Below are 21,557 nucleotides of genomic sequence, written 5' to 3' on the forward strand. Positions count from 1 at the left end.
TTAGAGGATAAAGCCTCCTTCTATGGAATTCCAGGCATCGTTATATTCGCGCCCGGAGAAGACGAGCACGAACTCCCAGCCGTCGTTATCCCACCATTTAGGGGAAAAGCTCAAGTATGAGACGAGCTTGCACGGCCATTCGTCCGGTACGAAGCAATCGGAATAATAAATCGTCCGCCACGGCCCCCAAGGCTCCTCGGCCTCGTAGATGCCCCAGCCATAATTGCGGGCGGTATGCTGAGCCGTCAGAATATAGCGCTTCAGGCCGGGATTGAACACCGCATTGACTCGCATCGTGCCGTTGGCATCGTAGAAAACCGGGCGGCGGCGTTCGGGGTCGGACGTCCAGACCGGGGCATACGCCTTGTCGAGGCCGGCGAAAAACTCATAGTGCTGCCTCGAGCCCAGCTTATCCTTCGGCACTCGCAAGAGCGATATTTCTCCCGGCACCTGCAGCTCCCAGACGAGGCTCTTCACCTCGGGGGCATAAATGTACACGTACTCGTCTCTGGCCCCGTTGTAGTCTTGGCCGAACTGCAGAAAGGTGGGGACGAAAAAGCCTCTCGAGCGGTCGAAGGAGTCGACGTCGAACCGGACCTCAGTCGCTTCCCAAGCAGCGCCCCGATCGTGCGACCGGTACAGCTGCTGGAATTCGAAGCAATCCTCGGAGGCTTCGCCACTGCGCCACATGTAGAACGTGCCGTCGATCGAGATCAACCCCCAGGACTTTCCGGTGAAGGTCGCCGGATTTTCGGCTTCGACGCCGCCCCAGACGTTCGCCGTCTTGTAGTCCTTGCGGCCGCCTTCAATACGGGCTACCCCCATGCTGACGCGTCCCTCGGCATTGGTTCCGCCGAAGCCGCCGCCGTCTCCGAAGACGGTATACTGATGGCCGTCGTCCGCCCAAGTGAGCGGCCAATTATCGCTTCCCGGCGCGAGCCGGATGCGGCTCGACCAGTCGAACGTGATGCCCTTGATGAACTTGCTCCGCGGATAAGGCGGATATAGCTTGCCGGCCGGCATGGCGGTTCGCCTCCCTCGTCTAGAATCGGACCAGGCTGTCGATCCGGACAGGCTGTCCAGTGCGGATCGAGTGATTGCCGGCGATGCCCGTCAAGATGGACATCGCGCCGTCGATATGGGAGGCGGCGCGCCGGAAGCGGTCGGGCGGCGGATCGCCGAACAAATCGCGAGTCAGCACCGGATCGGCGCCGTCATGGCCGCCGTCTCCCTCCTCGAATGGGACCTCGTACGGAGCCGCATGCAGCGGGAACACCGTGATCGTCTTGCGGGGCGGCGTATCGTCCTCGGAGCCGTCCGGACGCAGGTACGAGCGCTCGAACGCCTTGACCTCGAGCCGGCCCTTGCTGCCGTTGAAGCTGACCGTGAAGCCCTCCCAAGGCAAATAAGCGTTTAGCGCATAGGTCAGGATGGCCCGGTTCCGGTAACGCACCATGACACCCATCGTGTCTTCGATGGTGATGCCTTCGCCGAAGACGCTTTGATCGCGTTGATAGCCGTCCTCCGGCTCCGCGTCCAGGTACAGCTCCTTATAAAACGGATCCTGGTCCAGGTGCAGCGCGAACGGATCGCCTTTGGCCGCTTCGCTGCCGTAGGCCCGGTCGTAGAACTGGGTAATGCCGCGCTTCTGTGCATTTTCTTTGCCGTAGAAGCGGAGATCGCCCATCGCAAACACCGATTCGGGGTGGGTATCCAGCCAGAAGTTCACCAGGTCGAAGTGGTGCGTGGACTTGTGGACGAGCAGCCCGCCGCTGTTCGTTTTATCCCGGTGCCACCGGCGGAAGTAATCGGCTCCGTGCACGGCGTTCAGCAAATATTCGAAGTGAACGGAATGCACTTCTCCGATCGTGCCGTCCATCAGCACCTCGCGGATTTTCGTATTAAACGGCGAGTAGCGATAATTGAAGGCCACACGCAGCCGGCGGCCGGTCCGTTTGACCGCGTCGATAATCGCCTGGCACTTCTCTTCGTCGACGGTCATCGGCTTTTCGCTGATGACGTCGCAGCCGAGCTCCATCGCGCGGATGATATACGTATGGTGCGTATAGTCGACTGTAGTGACGATGATGCAATCCGGCTTCTCCCGGCGAATCATGTCCTCAAACTGCTCCGCCTTGTAGGCGGGAATCGCCGGATGGTCGAACCTGTCGGTCAGCTGCCGGTTCGCATAGTCCATGCGGATCCGATTCGTGTCGCAGAAGGCGACGAGCTCCGTCGTCTCCCGGTAATCCCGGGCGAGCGAGCCGTAGAAGAAGATGGCGCGGTGGCCGGTGCCGATCAGGGCATATCTGGTTTTACGCATGCAATTCCCTGCTTTCCTCGGGGTTCTCTGTCCGTGCTTTGCAAGCCTCCACAAAAGCGCGGAACAGCTGGAGTGCGGCCGGATCGCCGGCACTCAGGTTCTCGGGGTGCCACTGGACGCCCAAGACGAACCGGTGCGCCGGGCTTTCGATGCCTTCGATGATGCCGTCTCCGGCGACGGCGTTGATCCGGTACCCGGGCGCCGCCTGCCGGACCGCCTGGTGGTGGAAGCTGTTCACGGGGATGGCGGCGCTGCCCAGTATCCGCTCCAGCAGCGTGCCGCTCGCAATGTTGACGCGATGCGACAGGTGGGCGCGCGGCGCGAGCTGCTTGTGCTGCAGCGCGCCTTCGTGCTGCCGCTCGATATCTTGCAGCAGCGTGCCGCCTTCGATGGCGTTCAGCAGTTGCAAGCCGCGGCATATGGCGAAAATCGGCTTGTCGGCCGCCAGAAACCGGCGCGCCAGCTCCGCTTCCACGAAGTCACGCTCCGGAGAGAGCGTGCCGAGGCCGGGCAGCGGCTCTTCTCCGTATACGTTCGGATCGACGTCTTCCCCGCCGCTCAGCAGCAAACCGTCGGCCAGTTCGGCTACCCGGTCGAGCCAGTCGGGAGAAGACAAGGCCGGTACGGCCAGCGGCAGCCCCCCCGCCCGGATCACCGAATCCGTGTAGTCCCGGTGCAGGAATGTGTGCCCGTTGTCGAACAAGGAAGTGACCGCAATCAGGGGCAAACTCACGATTCCGCCTCCTTCGCGAGCTCCAGCGTCATTTCGCGGACGCACATCGCATCGTAATCGATCGTTTTAAACCTGCGGCCGGAAAAGACGAGGTACAGCTGCTTGCCGTTCTCACGGATCCACTTGGTGGGGAAGCGGTACGCATGCGTTTTGCCAAGCCCCCAATAATCGGTGAAATAAACGGTGCTCCAAGGGCCGTAAGGCGTCGGCGAATCGAAAATGCCCCAGCCGCCTTCGTGATTGCAGGCGGAGACGAGCCAATAGCGCTTCGTAGCTTCGTGGTAAATCGCTTCGAGCCGGTGGCAGTGGTTCGGGAAGGTGAATACCGGTCCGCGCGCCTCTACATCGGGCGTCCAGATCGGCGCGCCATCCTTCGTCAGCCCTTGGAAATACTCGTACGCAGTTAGCTCGCGAATCCGTCTGCGGTCGACGCGTGCGAGTACGATGTGGTCATATTCTTCATAAGCGCTGCTGCCATCTGGAGAATAGACGTACACATAATCGTCCGGCGCCCCTGCATAGTTCGGACCGTAGTTCACGAAGGTCGGGCAGCCGAAGCTCGTTGTGAATGTGAAGCCCCACTCCCACGTTATGCCCTTGTCCTCCGACCAGGCGAGCTGCGAGTTGCCGGCGTTCCGCGCTAGCATATAGAGCACGGCGTCCACCATGACCAGCCCGCTCGCCTTAGGCCCGGAGGCGCCGTCGCCCTCGCGTTCGCCGGTTTCGGTGCGCAGGTTGACGCCTTCGAATTCCTTGGGCTCACCGTGAATGGTGGCGAAGCCGAGGCTGAGCTTCTTTTCGGTATGCGGCAGGAAGCCGTACCCGTCGCCGTAGGAGGTGTACATCTCGCCGTCTTCCGCCCAAGTGCAAGGCCAGTTGTCACTGTCTTCTCCCCGGATGCGAATCCGCTCGGCCGGCTCGAACCGGACGTTCCGTACGGCATCGCTCGCCGGGTACGGACTCTGGTGGAGCAGCAGCCCTTGAATCGGATCGCACAGCTCCTCTTTGATCGCGAGCCAAAAGTCGTCGTCCGTAGGCGGTCCGCTCAGCATGAAATCGCCCAGCCGGACTATGACCAGGTCGAGGCTCGGGATAACGAGGAGCACCTGGTGACCGGCTCCGGCTCCGAAGAAGGCACAATCCGGGATGCTCGGGAAGACGGCGCAATGATTGGAGAATCCGCCCACCGATGGAGTCGGCAGGAACGCCTCCGGGAAGCCCGGCTGCGTGATGGAGTGGAACGTGCAGGCGAGTACCGGCTTCAACACCTGCGGCTTAATCAGCGATTTTCCGTTCCACTGCCCCTTGTGCAGCAGCAGCTGACCGATCCGTCCTACCGCTCGGGCCGTGTATTCGCCGCCGCCCCAAGCGGCATAGACGTTCAAGCCGTCGATCGTGAACGGCTTGCCGTAGCCGATGCTCCACTCGGAGTCGTCAATCCCAAGCGGCTTCATAATCCGTTCCTGCAGCAGTTCCCGGGTATCGGAGTAGGGCGATCCTTGAAGCGCGGCGGAGATGCAGTAGGACAGCGCGGCTATGCCCGGATTGCTGTAGATGTAGCGCTTGCCCGGCACTTCCAGCATCGGCGCGAGGTCCAGCGCGCACGTAATCGGATCTAGTGCATCCGGACTCGGGTCTTTCTGCCAAAACATCCGCTGCCAGTCCCCGACCGCGTCTCGCATGGAGCTGTCCGCGAGTCCGGACGTATGCGTAGCGAGCTGGCGGAGCGTGATCTGCGACTTCAACGGATCGTCCTTCCATCGCTCGATGTACTGGCACGCCAAATCGTTGTAAGCCATATAGCCCTCGCTGACCGATACGGCCAGCGCCATGCCGCCGACCAGCGTCTTGGCGAGCGAAGCCGAGTAATGGCGCCGCTCCGCCCCGAAGTCTTGGGCGTACCACTCCTTGATGATCTTGTCATGCCGGATGACGAGCACGGCTCTCGAGCGGCACTCCGCCAGCCGGTTCACGTACCGGTCCAGCATGGAGGCGTCGATGCCCAGCTCTTCCGGCTGCTCATACTCCCATGGTTTCATTGGTCTATGCTCCTCCCCTTGCCGTCACTTGGTGCGCAGCAAGCGGTTCAATGTCGTTTCGATTGCGGACGATTGGGCCTTCACCTGCAGGTCCACCGGATACTGCGGCCGATTCGTAACGACCTCGGTGCTAATCCGGTACATCCGCTTGTGAATGTCGCTGAAATTTTTGCGGAAATATTCCTTCTGAACATCGGTGTACGGCGTGCTGATCGGCCTGGCCGCGGCATATCCGCGCCGGAGCCAATCCTCCGTAATTTCGTTGCCCCATTCGTCGTCCACCGCTTTGACCTCAGGCGGACAAATATCGGCATAGGGCAGGAACACCTGACAGGTGTAGCCGGTATCGACCATCTGATTGCTGACGAACATCATCTGATGCAGATCAAGCCAGTACTTGTAGCGGAACTGCGCATCCAATCGATGAAACAGCTTGAAATAGGAGGACAGCTGGCTCCGGTTCGGCTCGACGTAACGGTATTCGTCGATCGGTTCATAGACGATGCCGATCGGATTCGGGATATGGGCTTCCTCTCGCGCATCCCACAGATCGACGCGCTTCCAAGAGCGGCCAGGCTGCTCCGGGTCTTCGCCGAAGATCAGGCATCGGAACTCGGCCGGGGAGTAGCGGGAGCCGTCATAATACAGCTCGGGGGAATTCTCCCGCCCGAACGGGTTGGCAATCGGATTGAACGTGACGATCGTCTCGGCGAGCACCCGCTCCCGGTCGAACGTGCAGGCGTTCCCCTCGAGATCGTACCCGGTCAGCAGCTGCTCGAGCATGTCCGCCATGCCCGCCGTCGTTCCCGGCTCATGAGCGTGGGGCTGCGAGACGTAGAGCGCCTGCTTGCCCTCGCGCGGACGGCTGAAATCGCTCACGCTCAAAGCGTAAACGGGGTGCCCGCTGTACGCCTGGATCGATTCCACTTGGAACCGGTCGCCTCCGGCCTGCCGCCACTCGCTGATTTTCTGCTCCAGCTGCGCTTGCTTGGCGATAAAAGGGATCATGCTTTTGCTTCATCTCCTTCTCAGTCCCGATTTGTTGTACGAGAGGGCGTTCTGGGTTAACCCGGACCAGTTCTGCCTACTGCAAAGTAAAAAAGTTACTTTAGAGCTTCCAATCGGACCGGTTCCCCTACTGCAAAGTAAAAAAGTTACTTTAGAGCTTCCAATCCGACCCATTCCCATGCTGCAGAGTAAAAAAGTTACCTTAGCGCGCCATATCGACCCATTCCCCTGCTCGCAAAGTAAAAAAGTTACCTTAGAGCATCCAATCCGACTCATTCCCATGCTGTAAAGTAAAAAAGTTACCTTAGAGCAGCCAACCAGCCCGCCCCGCTAGTGCACTAGTGCAACCCGCGCGGGTTGTAATACTGCGCGAGGCTCGCCTTTTCCCGTGCATCGAGCCGGCGCGGCGCGCCGACGGCGGCCAACCGGCCGTCCCGCACGGCCGGATCCGCGTCCCGCGCCGCCAGCCTGAGGGCGAGCGCATCGCGCCACGCCTGCAGCCGCTCGGCCTCCTCCGCGCGCAGCGCCAGGTCCGTCCGCTCCATCGGATCCGCTTCGAGATCGAACAGCAGCTCGACGCCGTCCTCCTCGAACCAGATGTACTTCCACCGCCCGTCGGTGAGCATCAGCGAGCGAGCGCCGACCGTGCCGAACTCGCCGAGCAGCGTCTCGCGGACGCTGCCTGCGGACTCCGGCTGGAGGAGCGGCACCAGGCTGCGCCCGTCGAGGTCGTCCGGCACCGGCAGCCCCGCCATCTCCAGGCACGAGGGCAGCAAGTCCTGCAGCCCGACCGGCGAGGCGTTCGTCTCGCCGAGGCGCCAGCCGCCGGCAGGCGCCCCCGCCGGTCCGGCCGACTTCGAGGGCGGCACGACAATCAGCGGGATGTTGCAGGCGCCGCGGGTGAAGCCGGCCTTGAACCACAGGCCGTGATCGCCCATACTGTCCCCGTGGTCGGAGGTGAACACCAGCCACGTGCGCTCCAGCATGCCCGCTTCGCGGAGCGTGCCGAGGATGCGGTTGATCGCCCGGTCCACTTGGGTGATGGAAGCATAGAAGCCGCGGTACGCGAGATCCGTTTGCTTCTCCGTAAATCGCTCGCTCCCATACGCAGCCGCTTGCCGCTGCTGATACAGCGAATGCCGCTCGGCCCAGTCGCCGATGACCGGCTTCAGCATCTCGTCGCGCTCATACATATACAGATCGCGCATGAGCGGGGTGAGCGGCGGATGAGGCGCCGTGAAGGACGCCCACAGAAATAACGGGCGGGTCCAGTCCCGGCGCTGAATCGTCCGGCAGCTCTGGTCGGCGATCCATTCGGTCGGATGCAGATGATCCGGCAGATGCCACGGCGACATCGCATACTCGTTGTTGGCGATCCCGTGTGCGAACGCTTGCCCGGCATACCCTTGCTCAGCGAGCCATAGCTCATAATCGTCATAGCCGCGCTTCTGCGGCGTCCCGGCACCAAACGGACGGCCTTCCTCGCACAGCAGCATGCTGTCGAAGCCGTAGTGGCACCGCTCCGGATATACGTGCATTTTCCCGACTACACGCGTCTCATACCCACCCTCGCTCAACAGCGCAGGCAGCGTTTGCGTGGTAGGCAGCGGAAAGCCTTCCACGTACCGCGTGATGCCAAGCGTATGCCCCTCCTGCCCGGTCATGATCGTGGCGCGGGCCGGGATACAGATCGGGGTGCCCGAATAAGCCTGCTCGAAACGGACGCCCCGAGCGGCCATGTTGTCGATGTGAGGCGTCTGTACGAGCGGGTGTCCGGCGCAGCCCATCAAATCCGCCCGCATCTGATCGACGGTGATCAGAACGATATGCGGCCGTTCGACCGAAGACTCCATCGGCTTCATCATCCCTGCCCACCTCCAATGCCGCCCCCACCGCTCAGTCGGCTCATATCGGCGATCAGGATCTGCCGCCGCCCCTCGGGCGTGCCGTTGAAGCAGACATAGCGGTCGTCCGCACTCCAGACCGGATGCGGATCGCAGCGCAGCTCCGCCGGGATCGCCGTCCCGCCGAGCGTCCAGATCCAGCATATCGCTTCTTCCTCGCCGCTCTTAGCATCGACGAGCCGGATCGGCACCTCATGCCGCTCGTTGACACACGACTCGCCGGTATAAGCGTCGGTGAGAATGTACCGTCCGTCCGCGGAATAGCTCGGATGCCCGCCCCCCAACGCCTGCGGCGCCACGATGCTGAAGCGGTCCCCGCCGTCGCTGAAATCCACGAACCGCAGCGCATTCAACTGGATGTTCATCAGAATGGATCGTCCGTCCGGATGCCAGTCCGGGTGGTGCGAGCCGTTCAGCCACAGCTCATAAGGCAGAGCGACCCGGGCGTCGCGGCCCTCCATATCGAAGGTGATGATGAATCGTTTTTGCGGACGGCCGTCGTCATACAAGCAGCGCACCACCTGCATGATCCGGTTCTGCTGCCGGTTGATCTTCGTATGGAAAAACGTAAACCGCGCGCCCTCGAACGGTTTCTTGTCGGGCAACAGCTCGTACGCGTCGCGCAGGCTGAATACAAGCCGCTTCGTATTCGTCGCCACTTCGACCTGCCACAAGCCTTCATCGTCAGGCGCTCCTACCACCGGCCGGCAGTTACAGTCATCCGGCATCGTGGCCCCATACCCGTTTTGCGACGCATTGATGAGCGACAGCGAAGGACTGTACAAATAAGCGCCGTCCGGCGAAACCTGATACACCGGCCCCGCCATCCGGCGCTTCTCCTTCGTCTCGAGGTCGTATTCGACCGCAAACACCTCGCAGCCGGCCTTGTCGTTGAAATAAAGCAGCCTGTCGCTTCCCCAGCATACATGCGCGCCTACCTGCAGCCCCCAGCCCTTCGTCTCGGCGATCTCTTCGATCGTCCCGCGTTTCAGGTCGATCAGGCAGACGGTCGCCGCATCATCCGGACCCGGAATCCGGTCCTGGAAGGGGAGTTTCAGGCAGGCCAAATAATCGCCCGACGGACTCCAGGGACGCACATCAAAAAACGTATGGATGTAATCACCGTCCTCCGGCGTTACGATCGTAACCGTATAGGGGCATTCGTTCGGACGATACGGGCGGAATGGCACTTCACGCTTTTTGCTCATTTGCTCCAGCCTCCCCTCGGGCAATCTATTCCCAAGCGATCGCTTGGAACGTTCCCGTCTCCGCCGACTGCTTCGCCTTCAGGCACATGAGCGCGCTCAACAGTCCATGATCGAGCGTGCTGATCGACCGCGCCTGCCCTTTCATGATGTTGTAGAAGTTGTTCAAGAGCTCCGTGTCGCCGCCGAAATGGTCTGAACCTGTCTCCACGTCGTACGTCTCTACCCTCGGCGTATGATGCATGTAGACCTTCACTTGGCTGGTGAAAAAATTAAGCTCCAGCGTCCCCTTGTACCCCACGAAACGGGCGCCCCGTGTGCCGGCCTGACGCCGGACAATAAAGTTCTGGGAATAATTCATATGCATGCCGCTCGCGTAACGGACGATCGCACTGCCCGAGTCCTCGTTCCCGGTATCCTCGGCGAAGCAGCAGTACAGCCAAGTGTCTTTTTTCGGGCCGGTCAAATGGATCGTGCTTTCCTCGCAAGTATACTTTTCCTCGCAATCGGCGCATTTCAACCCGGCCGGTTTGTTGCCTTTGAACACCTGCTTGGACGTCATCGCACATACGCTAACGGGCTCTTGATCGACGATAAAATTGATGTAATCGAAATCGTGCGTCGCCTTCTGCAGGAACAGCCCGCCCGTTTCCTTCTCGTCCCTGTACCAATTGTGGAAATAAACGCCGCCGTACGGGGTATTATTCGTCGCCTGGACGTGCTCGATCGTCCCCAGCTTGCCGGAATCCACGATCTCCTTCGCGAGCAGCGCCAGTCTCGACATCCGCATCGGGAACGACACGACGACGTCCGACTTCGCCTGCTCCCACCCCGACTTCAGCCGCAGCGCATCCTCCATGGTCGTGGCCACCGGCTTCTCCAGGAACAGCGGGATGCCGGTCGACAGCACCTTCAGCGCCATCGTCGTATGCAGCGAGCATCGGGTCCCGATCAAGAGACCGTCCGGCCGCTCGCGCTCGAGCATATCTTCCACCGTTTCATAGAAACGGACATGTTCCAACTCACTATAGTTCTCTCGAATGAACTCGTTTCGGATATCGACGATCGTCGTCACCTTACAGTCCGGGTGCAGCTCCTGCAGCTTCCGGATCATGTTGCGAATGCGCGAGCCATACCCGATGACTCCTAATTCCATAGCTGTTGTCCTCCCCCGGTTACCGGCTATTCTTTTAAGGAACCGATCATGACGCCTTTTACGAAAAACCGCTGCAAGAACGGATAAATCAACAAGATAGGCAAAATGGTCACGATAATGATGGCGTATTTCAGCTGAGCCGCGAACAGCGCCCGATCGATCTGATCGGTCATGCCTTCCATCATGGAATCATTGTTTTGGACGAGAATCTTCATGAGGTACAGCGACATCGGCTGCAGCTTCGGATTGGGCAAATAGATCATGGCGGAGACATAGCTGTTCCAGTGGCCTACGGCATAGAACAAGCTGAGAACCGCGAGAATCGGCTTGGACAGCGGAATGATGATCCGCATCAGGATGCCGATGTCGTTGGCTCCGTCGATTTTGGCCGACTCGGTCAAGCTGTCCGGAATGCTCTGAAAAAACGTCCGGGTGATGATGATGTAGAAAGCCGAGGTCAGCCCCGGTAGCAGCACGGCCCACCGCGTATTGTACAAGCCCAGCTCCTTGATCAGCAGGAAGCTCGGAATGAGGCCGCCGCCGAAAAACATCGTAATGACAATGATGACCATAATCGGGTTGCGGGCGAAAAAGGTCCGGCGCGACAGCGGGTAAGCGGCCAGCATCGTAAAGAGGATGTTAAGCGCCGTGCCGACGACCGTGTAGAAAACCGTGTTGTAATAAGCCGTCCAGATTTCCTCGTTTTCGAATACTTTCTTGTAGCTCTCCAGCGAAAAGCCTTTCGGATACAGCCAGATGGTGTCGGCCAGCACATATCGCGGATCGCTGATCGACATGCTGAGCACATAAACGAACGGATACAGCGTAATGATGATGACGAAAATCATGACCAGATAAATCAAGATGTCCGACACGGATAGGGTCCGGTGCCGCCTAGCAACAGATGCCATTTAAATCCTCTCCCCTTACCATAAAGACGTTTCGGACAGTTTGCGGCTAATCCGGTTCACTGCGACCAGCAGGATCAGGTTGATGATGTTGTTGAACAAGCCGATCGCCGTCGAGTAGCTGTAATTCGCCTGCTGGATCCCTTGCCTGTACACGAAGGTGGAGATCACGTCCGCCGTTTCGTAGGTTGTAGGGTTATAGAGCAAAATAATTTTCTCGAAGCCGACATCCATCAAATTGCCCACGGCCATAATGAACAAAATCGCAATCGTCGGCAGGAGACAAGGCAAGGTGATGTGCCACATTTTGCGCCAGCGGCTTGCTCCGTCTATCTCCGCGGCCTCATACAGCTGCGGATCGATCCCCGCGATGGCGGCCAGGTAGATGATCGAGCTCCAGCCGAAGCCCTGCCAAACCGAGGAGGAGATGTAGATCGTCCGGAACCAGCCGGATTCGCTCAGGAAGTTGATCGGCCCGAAGCCGAACCAGCCGAGCATCTGATTGACGACGCCCCCGTTCACGGTGGTGAAGTTGACGATCATCCCCATGACGACGACGATCGAGATGAAGTGAGGGAGGTAGCTGATCGTTTGGACCGACTTCTTGAAAATGCCTTCCCGAACTTCATTTAAGAGCAGCGCAAATAAAATAGGGACCGGAAAGCCCCAGAAGAGCGAATATACGCTCAGCAGCAGGGTGTTTTTCAGCAATCTCCAAAAGTAGACCGATTGAAAAAAGTGCATAAAATGATCGAATCCGACCCACGCGCTGCCCAAAATGCCCTTCATCGGCGAGAACTTCTTAAAAGCGATAATGATGCCGTACATAGGGATGTAATGAAACACGAAATAATAGAGCAAGACCGGCAAAATCAGAAGCAGCAAGTACTTGTCTCTGTTCAAAACCTTGGTAAAATTCCGCATGCTGTTCACCTCGGATTGCCGGAGGGCCGGCGCGCGGAGCGGATCCGCGCGCCCTTACCCTGCTGAAAGGCATAATTACTTTTTGACACGGTCGTATTGCTTTTGCTTGATGGCGGTCAACTCGTCGTTGCCCAGCTCCTTCATACGCTTCGTAAATTTATCCCAGTCGATCGGCTCTTTGCCATAAATGAACTTGAGCAGCGTTTCTTCCTGGTACGTATTGATGTCGGCGCTGAGCCGCTTCTCCTCGTCGGCCTCTTCCGGCGTAGGCAGGATGTACTTCAGCGGCGTGTTGTCGACCAGATATGGCTCGATGCGCTTCGCTTGCTCCAGCAGCTGCGGGTTCGGCTGCAGCAGCGCTTCCGGCTGGCCGGAGAGCGGTCCTTTTTCGGCGCGGATCCAAGGCGTATTCGGGAAGGCGCCCAGTGTCCGGAGCGCGCTGACCGCATCCAGCTTATCCGGATTGTTCAGGACGTAGTCGGTAAAGACCGGTTTGCCGTTCACCATTTTGTAGCTCGTGCCTTCGATTCCGTACGCTACGAAACGTTGGCCCTCTTCGCTCGCGTAGATGTAATCCAGCCATTTGATGGCGAGCTCCGGATTTTTGGCGTCTTTGCTGATCGCCCAGTAGCCGCTGATCGGAGCCGCTTTTTCATAGAAGGGCTTATTCGTGCCGTTCGCCGGCGGTACCGTCATGACCCAATTCACGCCCGGCTTGTTGATGGCGGCATTGAACTTCTGGGTCGCATTCAGCAGGTTGTTGGTCGCCCCGACGACTTCACGTGTAATGTCCGCGAGGATTTTGTCCGTTTTCTTGGACATGAACTCCGGATCGAGCAGGCCGTCCGTGTACAGCTTGTTGAGCCAGACGATGAGCTCCTTCGCTTTCGGGTCGAGCCAATCGTTTTTGATTTTGCCGTTCGCGTCAACCGAATACCCGTAGCTGTATTCCCCCAGGTGCAGCCCAAGCGCGTTGCCGAACAGCGCCAGCCCGCCCCACGTGTATTGGTTCGACAACGGGATTTCGTCCTGCTTGCCGTTGCCGTTCGGATCCTTTTCTTTAAACGCTTTCAGAACGGTGTACCATTCGTCCAGGGTGGTCGGTTCCTTTAATCCCAACTTGTCGAGCCAGTCCTTGCGGATGAGCCAGCCTAGCGGGTCGGTAGTCGCCGTGCCGCTGATGTCGGCGGACAAAGCGTAAATTTTGCCGTCCGGCGCCTTGTGCAAGTTCGCGATCTTCGGATTGTCGGCGAAATACTTCTTGATGTTCGGTGCATACTTATCGATAAGATCGTTTAACGGCTTGATGATGCCGTCGGTGCCATAATTGACGGGTGAGCCCGGCAGCTGCAGAATATCCGGGAGGCCGGATGCGGCCGCGAGCCGTACGTTCATCGCCTGGTTGTACTGGGCGACCGGCGTGACATCCCAATTGATTTTGACGCCCGTGCGCTTCTCGATCTCCTGCCACACCGGCAAGTTCTGGGTGTAGCTCTTCGGCGCGTAGCGGTTGTCCGGCACCCCTACGGTAAGACTGCCCGTACCGTCTTTGACGAGCGGCAGCGTATACGCAGCGCCTGCGTTCGGTGTCGCGCTACTCCCTTGCGCTCCGCTGTCCGTCGGCTTCGGCTCGTTGCCGGACGGCTCATCGGATCCGCCGCAGCCGCTTAGCATGGATGTCAGGAGCACCGCGGCCGCCGTCAGCGCCAACCCCTTTTTCTTTCTAGGCATGTTGTAACCCTCCCTGAATCTTGGATATGGACGAGCGCCCTGCCGCTAGGATGTCCTCGACTCTCGCTCTATCTTTCATTATAGCCATAGGCGTTTTGGGAGAAATGGCCCTAATCCGCGATTTGGTGTCCTGGATTGACAACTTGGCGGGCCGGAGGTATAAAATAAAGACATTCTGTTCACTAAACCGCTTTCATTGGAGGTAGCCCCATGACATATCAACTGCTGATCATCGACGATGAAGAGCATATCCGCGAGGGATTGGCGGATCTCGTGGACTGGGCCGCCCTCGGCTTCCGCGTCGCGGCGAAGCTGGAGGACGGTCATCAGGCGCTCGAATGGCTGGATAGAACCGACATCGATGTTATTCTGTCCGACATCAAGATGACGCGGATGTCCGGGCTGGAGCTCGCCAAGCATGTGCACGAGCATCATCCCCGCACGCGCGTGGTGCTGATCAGCGGGTACAAGGAATTCGAATTCGCCAAGCAGGCGATGAGCTACAATGTTATTCATTATTTGCTGAAGCCTACCAAGTTATCCGATATTATGCACGTGTTCCAGGATGTCAAGCAGCGGCTCGACGGGGACCGGGACCAGCAGGAGCAGCTGTCCCGTGCGCTTCGGCAGACGAGCGAGCTGCTCCCGGCCATCCGCAAGCGGCTGTTCCGCGACATGGCGGCCGGCCGGTGGAACGATGCCCAGGAGACGGAGAAGCTGTTGCGGCTGACGGGGGTGACGGCGAACACGTCGGACTGCCCATGCGCGCTCGTTCGTTTGTCATTTCCTCTCACGGAAGCGTCCCTCGCCGGAGAATCCGTCGAGAAGATGATCCGCAGCGAGCACGCCCAAGTGGCCTATACGGCGATCCAGGCGGAGGCGCACCATTTGGATCTGGTGGCGGTTGATCTCCAGCCTGGCCGGACCGAATCCGCCTTCGACGAAACGGTCCGCGAGCACATGGACTCGGTCGTGCTGCGCATCCGTTCGGTCCTGGACGCGGAGGCCCGGTGGGAGTCCCTGTGCCGGTATGCGAGCCTGCAGGAGATGGTGACCGCACGGCAGCGGCTCTCCGCTGAGGCCGCGGGTGGTACTTCCGCCGGATCTATTCCTGGTTCCTCCGGTCTCTCTGCGTCCGTTGCAGACTCAGGGGGTATTTCCGACGCTGCCTTCTCTTCCGAGCCTTATCCGGAGCTCGAGGAGCATCGCAAACGGTTCCTCTCTTACGTGGCGGCCGGCAATCTGGAAGCATTGCCCGGGCAATACGCGAAATGGCTGGGCGAGTGCGCGGAGCGGCGCGTCCCCGAACCGAACGCGAAGCATATGCTGATCGAGCTGTTCTCTTCGCTGAGCAGCAAGCTGAACGCCATGGAGCTGCCGATCGAGAAGCTGACGAACCGGGCCTTCAGCTACGAGACGATTCTGCGGCTCGACGGCTACCCGGTTATGCTCGATTGGGGCGGCGCGCTGCTGAACGACATCTCCGCAGCCGCGGCGAAGCATGCGTCGGCCGAACCTGCCGTCATTCAAGCTGCCAAGGACTATGTCGCCGCCCGGTTCGACCAGGAGATCTCCTTGGAGAGCGCCGCCAGCCACGTCTATCTCAGCCCCGATTATTTCAGCCGGCTGTTCAAGCAGCATACCGGCACCAGCTTCACCGACTATGTGACGGAGACGCGCATGCAGAAGGCGCTGGAATATTTGCGCAACCCGCAGTTCAAAATATATGAAGTCGGGACGAGCGTGGGATACAAGAATACGAAGTACTTTTTCAAGCTGTTCAAAAAGCATACCGGCTATACGCCCACCGAATATCGGCGCAAGTCGGGTCGTAAGGACTCGCTATGAGAGATCCGCTCAGCCTCTGGGTTATTGTCAAAAACTATCGGTTCCGCAGCGTTTTCATCAAAAACTTTTTTATCATTTTGGCCCTGATTTTGCTTCCGATCACCGGCCTGAGCGTCGGCATCTACAACCTGTACAGCAAGACCGTGACGGAGGAGATCAGCTCCGCGCATCTCAACGCTCTCTCTCGTATCCGCGATATGGTGGATATGATGATCCGGGAAGTGGACGATTTCACCGTTCGCCTGGCGTCGGACGACAACCTGAAATCGCTGTTGGAGCGGGAAGTGACCGGTCTGCCGGACTATGATATGAACCTCAGCATCCGCAAAATTTACGACGAGCTGCATACGTCGAACAGCATCCAGTCGTTCGTGGACTCGGTCTACGTCTACTCGGAGAAGTATCAGTACGTGCTGAATTCCCAACACGGGCGTTGGCCGCTGGACGAATTCTCGGACATCGGCTGGCTGGACGTCTACAAGGAGAAGCGGCCGACGGCGAATGACTGGATCTTCCCCCGCCAGGCGCGGCTGCGCTCTAGCGATACGGGAGGACAGGAGCTGCTCACCTTTGTGCGGACCGCCCCCCTGCTGAGCAGCAAAAAAACGGGCAGCGTCTTGTTCAACATCGACACCGCCCGGTTCATGGATTTGATCAACAACGCGAACAATCATTATATCGACCAGCTCTACATCATCGATGGGAGCGGGACGGTGCTCGCGAGCGACGACTTTCGCTGGATCAACCATCGCATCTCCGACATCATCCCGGATAAGACGCTTATGGCGCGAAATCCGAACGAGCCGGCCTTCCTGTACGACGAAGGGTCGAAGCAGTCGATCTCGCACGTCAACTCCTTGTACAACAACTGGAAGTTCATCTCCGTCGTGCCGCTGAAGCTATACGAGGATAAGGCCCGCTATATCCGCAATTACTTGTTCGTCTCGTCTCTGTTCAGTATTCTGGTGGCGCTCATCCTGTCGCTCGTCATCTCCTGGAAGCTGTTCATGCCGATCAAGCAGATCATGGCCGTCGTCAGCCGCCCCGGCGAATGGCAAGACCCTCCGGCAGGAGTCACAGGCCGCAAGCCCCGGCTGGACGAGATCAAGTATATCACGTCGAACATCCTGCACTCCTTCGGGGAGAAGAAGGAGCTCGAGAACGAGCTGCGCAGCCGGCTGGCCCTGCTCGATCAGGCGTATCAGGTCGCGCTGCAATCCCAGATCAACCCGCACTTCCTGTACAACACGCTGGAGACGATCAACTGGCAAGCGCTCCGGCTGTCCGGCGGCGAGAATCCCGTGTCCGAGATGATCGCGGCGCTCTCCCAGCTGCTCCGGTACTCCCTGGAGGGGGAAGAGAACCTCGTGCCGATCCGGGTCGAGATCGAGCATTGCAAATCCTACATCGAGATTCAGCGCATCCGGTACCCGCACAAGTTCGAGGTGGAGTGGCACATCGACGAGCGGATCAAGGCATGGAAAATCCCGCGTATCTCGCTCCAGCCTCTGATCGAGAACGCGATCTACCACGGGATCAAGCCGAAGCAGGGGGCGGGGAAAATCGTCGTCACCGGCACGCTCGAGGACGAGATGGCCGTGCTGCGCATCGCGGACGACGGGGTCGGCGTCGATCGCGAAAGAGTCGCCTCGATGAACGCCGCGTTGTCGGCGAGAATCTCGCTCGCCGGCACGCACATCGGTATGCAGAATGTGAACCAGCGGCTCAAGCTGACGTTCGGCGAGCGCAGCGGACTCTCGATGACGAGCGAGCCGGGCGTGGGGACGGAAGTGGTCATCCGCATTGCGGCGATTTGAGCGGGCGTGGAGGGCGGGGCGTGGAGCGTGGGGGCGAGTTGGAGCGTTGGCGCGCAAGGATCCGCATCGCGACGATTTAGCCGCGGCGGTGCGGGCCGGTCGGCCTCGGACCGTCTCGGGGCATGGGCCGCCACGATCCGCATTCGAGTGGATATGCGCACATCCAAGCTGGATACCTTGTTAAGCAATGTTAACAATTAAGCTAACCTTCCTTACAATTAGCAGGCCCAAATCGCACATTTCGCCGCCATTGTAAGGCAAAGTTAACTAATAGCGATGGTCGACTATGCTATTAAGCTAAGATTGCTTAACAATATGGCTGCAGTGTAGCCTTATGGGGTAAATATTGTAAAGTTACCCTGCTTAATTGTAAGTTTTGCTTTACAAGGTAAAAAGAGCTGCACGATCTTATTCCGCTTCATACCTTCCCAACCCTGCAAAAGCAAAGGCTGCCGATCTAATCGATCGGCAGCCTCGCTGCTTTGCCCCTCTATTACTTCACCACGACCCGAATCGAGACGCTCTTGCCTCCGAATTTGGCGGTGATCGTAGCGGTGCCCTTTTCATAGGCGGTAATCGTGCCATCCTTCACGTCGGCGGTCGTGTCCCTCGAGGTTTTCCACTCCGCCTTCTCGTTCACGAGACCTTCCGAGCCGTCCTTGTAGGTGGCCGTCAAGGAAATCGTCGTGCTGCGCCCGGCGGTCAGCTCGATCGTCTTCACGCTCGACTTCAGGTACTTGAGCGTGTCGACCTCGACCGGGATCGAGACCGACTTGCCGCCGAATTTGGCCGTGATCGTCGTCTTGCCATAAGCCGCCGCCGAGATCAAGCCGTTCGCCGAGACATCCGCGATCTTGAACGAACGCGTCGTCCACTCGGCATCGTTCGTTACGTCGCGCGTCGTCCCGTCCGAGAACGTAGCCGTTACCGTCAGCTGCGACTCCGTACCGGACTTCATGTCGACCGCCTTCTGGTTCGCCGTCAGCTTCACCGCATAGTCGACTTCCACCGGAACGCTGATCGACTTGGTGCCGTACTTGATCGTGAGGGTCGTTTTGCCCCGTTCGATCGCGGTCACCAGGCCGTCCGTCACTTCCGCGGTCTTCTCGGAGGAGATCGACCAAGTCGCCTTGTCCGTGACGTCCTCCGTCGTGCCGTCGCCGTATGTGGCCGTTACGCCAACCTGGAGGCTTTGTCCCTTCTGCATGATCAGGCTGCGGTAAGTCGCGGTCAGCTTATCCGCCACTTCGATCTGCGCCGAGGAGGTGACGAGCTTTTCGCCGAATTTAGCGGTGATCGTCGCCTTGCCGGTGGCGATCCCGGTCACGAGCCCTTCCGACACTTCGGCAATCGTAGCGGACGATGTGGTCCATTCTGCCGATTCGGTGACGTCGTCGATCGTACCGTCCTTATATTTCGCCAGGACGGTCAGCTGCTTGCGGTCGCCTTCCTTCATGACGAGCGTCTTGTCGCTGATCGTCAGAGTGTCCAGCTTCCCGACGCTGACGGAGATCTTGACCGTCTTCTTGCCGTACTTGGCGGTGACGGTCACTTCGCCCCGCGCCTTCGCGGTGATGACGCCATCTTCAACCGACGCGAATTCGCTGTTGCTCGTCGTCCACTCCGCTTTTCCGGTCACGTCTTCAGTCGCTTCATCCGCATACGTCGCGGTCAGCTTTACTTTTACGACATCGCCCGGCTGGATTTCGAATTTCGTCTGATCCGCTTCCAGCTTGGACGCCGGATCGACATCCACCGCGATTGTCGCGAGCTTGTCCCCGTATTTCGCGGTAATGCGTGCGGAACCCGAATCCAGCGCCCGGATCGTGCCGTTCTTGCCGGTCGCGACCAGCTCCGCATCGGAGCTCCATTCCGCCGCGTTCGTGACGTCTTCCGTAGTCCCGTTGGCGTAAGTGGCCGTTACTTTGACGGTGCTCGAATCGCCTTTACGCAGGGAAAGGGACTTCTTGTCCACCTCGAGCTTCCGGGCTACGCTCACGTCGACGGAGATATTGACCGTCTTGGAGCCGTACGAAGCGGTGATCGTCGCTTGGCCGTTCTTGTACGCCGTAATCTTCCCGCTGGCCGACACTTCGGCGATATCTTCGTCGTCAGAGCTCCAGTTTGCCAGAGTAGTCACGTCGATCGGGTTCCCGTCGGCATATGTCGCCGTCAGCTTCAGCTGCTCCGTCCCGTTCACGCGAAGGAACACGTCGTTCTTATCCACTTCCAGCTTCTTAGCAATTTCTACGTTCACGGTCACGTTAGCCGTCATGTCGCCGAACTTGCCTGAGATGACCGCGGTCCCCGTGCCGATCGCCTTGACTTCGCCCTTATAGACCGTGGCAGCCTCGCTCTTGTCCGAGCTCCACTCCGCTTGCTGGGTGACATCTTCCGTCGTGCCGTCGGCATACGTGACGGTGAGCTTGATCGAGCGCTTGTCATTGACGCGCATATCCAGCTTGGATACATCCGCCTTCAGCCCTTGAGCCGTATCGACCCGCACCGGAATCGTAATCGTCTTGTCGCCGTATTGGGCGGTGATCTCCGCTTCCCCTTTGGTATACGTCCGTACCGTGCCCTTGGACACGTAGGCTACGCTCTCGTTGTCGGAGAACCAGTCCGCCTTGCTCGTGACGTTCTCGGTGCTGCCATCTGCGTATGTAGCCGTCAGGGTGAGATTTTCCGTAGCATTGCGGCGCAGCTGGAGATCGCTCTTGTTCGCTTCCAGCTTTCTCGCTACGCCGGAGTCCACGGTGATCGTCACCGTCTTGTTGCCATAGGCAGCCGTGATCGTTGCTTGGCCGACCGCTTGCGCCACGATGACCCCATCATCGACTTCAACTACGGAGTCGTCGCTGCTGGTCCAAGTCGCTTGCTGGGTGACGGTTTCCTTGTTGTTGTCTGCATATGTAGCCTCAAGCTTGATGGATGCTGTATTGCCCGGTTTGATGAAAATATCGGTCTTGTCCGCCTCCAGCTTCCGCACCGTCTCGACATTGACGATGATGGAGGCCGTCTTGCCGCCGTACCTGGCGGTAATCGTAGCCTGGCCCGCTCCATAAGCGGTGATCGTGCCCTTGATCGCGTCGGCTACGCCTTCCTTGTTGGAGGACCATTCCGCTTTGTCCGCGACGTCCTGGGTCGTGCCGTCCTCGAACATGCCGATCAATTGAATTTTCTCGGTTCCTTTGATCCGCAGGTCGAGTGTATCCTTGTTCGGATCCAGACGACGCACCACATCGACCGCGACGGGAACCGTCACCGTCTTGCCGCCGTAACGCGCGGTCACTACCGTTTCGCCCGAGCTCTTCGCGGTCACTTTGCCATTGACCACATCGGCTACGCTATCATTGTCGACGCTCCACTCCGCCAAGCCGGATACGTCCTCCGACGTGCCGTCCGTATAGGCGGCGGTCAACGCGATCTGTTCGAACTTGCCGACTCGCAGCGTCAAGCTTTGTTTATCTTTGCTGAGGGTGCGTACCTTTTTCACCACGGTTACATTAACGACTTGTGTCTTCCCCATAAACGTAGCGGTCACTATGGCCGTTCCTTCCGCCTTCGCCGCAATGGTACCCGAATAGACGGTCGCTACCGCCGGATCGCTCGAGTTCCAATCCGCCTTGATGGTAGCGTCGGCCGTAGCTCCGCTCACGTAGATCGCCGTAGCCGTTAAGGATATGGAATCCCCTTCCGCGACCGAAACTTCATTCTTCGAGAGCACCACCCGCGATATTTCATCCGCAGCCAGAACCCCCGCCGCTCCAGGGCCTATGATCAAAGTTAAGATCAGTACGAGTTGTACGATCGCGCGGTGAAGCCGCGCTCGGTTCCGTCCGGCCGTACCGGACGACGTATGCAAGCTTGAGTCCATCAGTGAAGTCCATTCCTTTCTTTTGTAAAATCCATACAAGAAAAAAAGGTACCCTATGTTTATCGGCCAGGCTTGTCCGATAGT

At 59.0% G+C, this 21,557-nt stretch carries 14 protein-coding genes; 2 read left to right on the forward strand and 12 right to left on the reverse strand.

The annotated features are described in order from the left end of the window. The 11 genes from ACI5FR_RS12630 to ACI5FR_RS12680 form a co-directional block, all read right to left on the reverse strand. Positions 1-1,023, reverse strand: coding sequence for a glycoside hydrolase family 183 protein (locus ACI5FR_RS12630; RefSeq protein WP_405454867.1), 1,023 nt, complete (start codon positions 1,021-1,023; stop codon positions 1-3). 19 nt (positions 1,024-1,042) lie between these two features. Then, a complete protein-coding gene (locus tag ACI5FR_RS12635) occupies positions 1,043-2,323 on the reverse strand; it encodes a Gfo/Idh/MocA family oxidoreductase (RefSeq protein ID WP_405454868.1) in 1,281 nt (426 codons plus the stop codon). Continuing rightward, positions 2,316-3,056, reverse strand: coding sequence for a gamma-glutamyl-gamma-aminobutyrate hydrolase family protein (locus ACI5FR_RS12640; RefSeq protein WP_405454869.1), 741 nt, complete (start codon positions 3,054-3,056; stop codon positions 2,316-2,318). The genes ACI5FR_RS12635 and ACI5FR_RS12640 overlap by 8 nt, the downstream gene beginning before the upstream one ends. Next, positions 3,053-5,095, reverse strand: a complete 2,043-nt coding sequence (locus ACI5FR_RS12645; protein ID WP_405454870.1) for a serine hydrolase — start codon at positions 5,093-5,095, stop codon at positions 3,053-3,055. The genes ACI5FR_RS12640 and ACI5FR_RS12645 overlap by 4 nt, the downstream gene beginning before the upstream one ends. A 24-nt stretch (positions 5,096-5,119) precedes the next feature. Next, entirely contained in the window at positions 5,120-6,103 is a 984-nt protein-coding gene (locus ACI5FR_RS12650; RefSeq protein ID WP_405454871.1) for a M14 family metallopeptidase, read from the reverse strand. 338 nt (positions 6,104-6,441) lie between these two features. Then, complete coding sequence (locus ACI5FR_RS12655) at positions 6,442-7,968, reverse strand: sulfatase-like hydrolase/transferase (RefSeq protein WP_405454872.1); 1,527 nt, start codon at positions 7,966-7,968, stop codon at positions 6,442-6,444. Continuing rightward, complete coding sequence (locus ACI5FR_RS12660) at positions 7,965-9,215, reverse strand: TolB family protein (protein ID WP_405454873.1); 1,251 nt, start codon at positions 9,213-9,215, stop codon at positions 7,965-7,967. The genes ACI5FR_RS12655 and ACI5FR_RS12660 overlap by 4 nt, the downstream gene beginning before the upstream one ends. Positions 9,216-9,240: 25 nt before the next feature. Continuing rightward, positions 9,241-10,368, reverse strand: a complete 1,128-nt coding sequence (locus ACI5FR_RS12665; RefSeq protein WP_405454874.1) for a Gfo/Idh/MocA family protein — start codon at positions 10,366-10,368, stop codon at positions 9,241-9,243. Between the two features lie 26 nt (positions 10,369-10,394). Continuing rightward, the gene (locus ACI5FR_RS12670; RefSeq protein WP_405454875.1) at positions 10,395-11,279 is read right to left on the reverse strand and encodes a carbohydrate ABC transporter permease; all 885 of its coding nucleotides are present in this window, start codon (positions 11,277-11,279) and stop codon (positions 10,395-10,397) included. A gap of 15 nt (positions 11,280-11,294) precedes the next feature. Beyond that, the gene (locus ACI5FR_RS12675; RefSeq protein ID WP_405454876.1) at positions 11,295-12,200 is read right to left on the reverse strand and encodes an ABC transporter permease; all 906 of its coding nucleotides are present in this window, start codon (positions 12,198-12,200) and stop codon (positions 11,295-11,297) included. Between the two features lie 75 nt (positions 12,201-12,275). Next, positions 12,276-13,931 carry an extracellular solute-binding protein gene (locus ACI5FR_RS12680; protein WP_405454877.1) on the reverse strand — a complete coding sequence of 552 codons (1,656 nt, stop codon included), beginning with the start codon at positions 13,929-13,931 and terminating at the stop codon, positions 12,276-12,278. A 210-nt stretch (positions 13,932-14,141) separates the two neighbouring features. Between ACI5FR_RS12680 and ACI5FR_RS12685 the strand changes: the two genes are divergently transcribed. Together ACI5FR_RS12685 and ACI5FR_RS12690 are read left to right on the forward strand one after the other, a co-directional pair. Next, on the forward strand, positions 14,142-15,779 hold the full coding sequence (locus ACI5FR_RS12685) for a response regulator transcription factor (protein WP_405454878.1): 1,638 nt from the start codon (positions 14,142-14,144) through the stop codon (positions 15,777-15,779). Further along, positions 15,776-17,596 (forward strand): sensor histidine kinase, encoded by a 1,821-nt coding sequence (locus tag ACI5FR_RS12690; RefSeq protein WP_405454879.1) that lies wholly within the window; start codon positions 15,776-15,778, stop codon positions 17,594-17,596. The genes ACI5FR_RS12685 and ACI5FR_RS12690 overlap by 4 nt, the downstream gene beginning before the upstream one ends. Positions 17,597-18,089: 493 nt before the next feature. Here ACI5FR_RS12690 and ACI5FR_RS12695 read toward each other — a convergent pair whose 3' ends face one another. After that, positions 18,090-21,473, reverse strand: coding sequence for an Ig-like domain-containing protein (locus ACI5FR_RS12695; RefSeq protein WP_405454880.1), 3,384 nt, complete (start codon positions 21,471-21,473; stop codon positions 18,090-18,092). Positions 21,474-21,557: the final 84 nt, after the last annotated feature.

This window comes from Paenibacillus sp. HJGM_3 (genome assembly GCF_045062745.1).
Taxonomy (GTDB): Bacteria; Bacillota; Bacilli; order Paenibacillales; family NBRC-103111; genus Paenibacillus_AA.

Excerpts from the sequence above, each read along its gene's own strand:
- ACI5FR_RS12630 (WP_405454867.1), bottom strand. The coding sequence starts at position 1,023 with ATGCCGGCCGGCAAGCTATATCCGCCTTATCCGCGGAGCAAGTTCATC.
- ACI5FR_RS12635 (WP_405454868.1), bottom strand. The coding sequence starts at position 2,323 with ATGCGTAAAACCAGATATGCCCTGATCGGCACCGGCCACCGCGCCATC.
- ACI5FR_RS12645 (WP_405454870.1), bottom strand. The coding sequence starts at position 5,095 with ATGAAACCATGGGAGTATGAGCAGCCGGAAGAGCTGGGCATCGACGCC.
- ACI5FR_RS12650 (WP_405454871.1), bottom strand. The coding sequence starts at position 6,103 with ATGATCCCTTTTATCGCCAAGCAAGCGCAGCTGGAGCAGAAAATCAGC.
- ACI5FR_RS12655 (WP_405454872.1), bottom strand. The coding sequence starts at position 7,968 with ATGATGAAGCCGATGGAGTCTTCGGTCGAACGGCCGCATATCGTTCTG.
- ACI5FR_RS12660 (WP_405454873.1), bottom strand. The coding sequence starts at position 9,215 with ATGAGCAAAAAGCGTGAAGTGCCATTCCGCCCGTATCGTCCGAACGAA.
- ACI5FR_RS12665 (WP_405454874.1), bottom strand. The coding sequence starts at position 10,368 with ATGGAATTAGGAGTCATCGGGTATGGCTCGCGCATTCGCAACATGATC.
- ACI5FR_RS12670 (WP_405454875.1), bottom strand. The coding sequence starts at position 11,279 with ATGGCATCTGTTGCTAGGCGGCACCGGACCCTATCCGTGTCGGACATC.
- ACI5FR_RS12675 (WP_405454876.1), bottom strand. The coding sequence starts at position 12,200 with ATGCGGAATTTTACCAAGGTTTTGAACAGAGACAAGTACTTGCTGCTT.
- ACI5FR_RS12680 (WP_405454877.1), bottom strand. The coding sequence starts at position 13,931 with ATGCCTAGAAAGAAAAAGGGGTTGGCGCTGACGGCGGCCGCGGTGCTC.
- ACI5FR_RS12685 (WP_405454878.1), top strand. The coding sequence starts at position 14,142 with ATGACATATCAACTGCTGATCATCGACGATGAAGAGCATATCCGCGAG.
- ACI5FR_RS12690 (WP_405454879.1), top strand. The coding sequence starts at position 15,776 with ATGAGAGATCCGCTCAGCCTCTGGGTTATTGTCAAAAACTATCGGTTC.
- ACI5FR_RS12695 (WP_405454880.1), bottom strand. The coding sequence starts at position 21,473 with ATGGACTCAAGCTTGCATACGTCGTCCGGTACGGCCGGACGGAACCGA.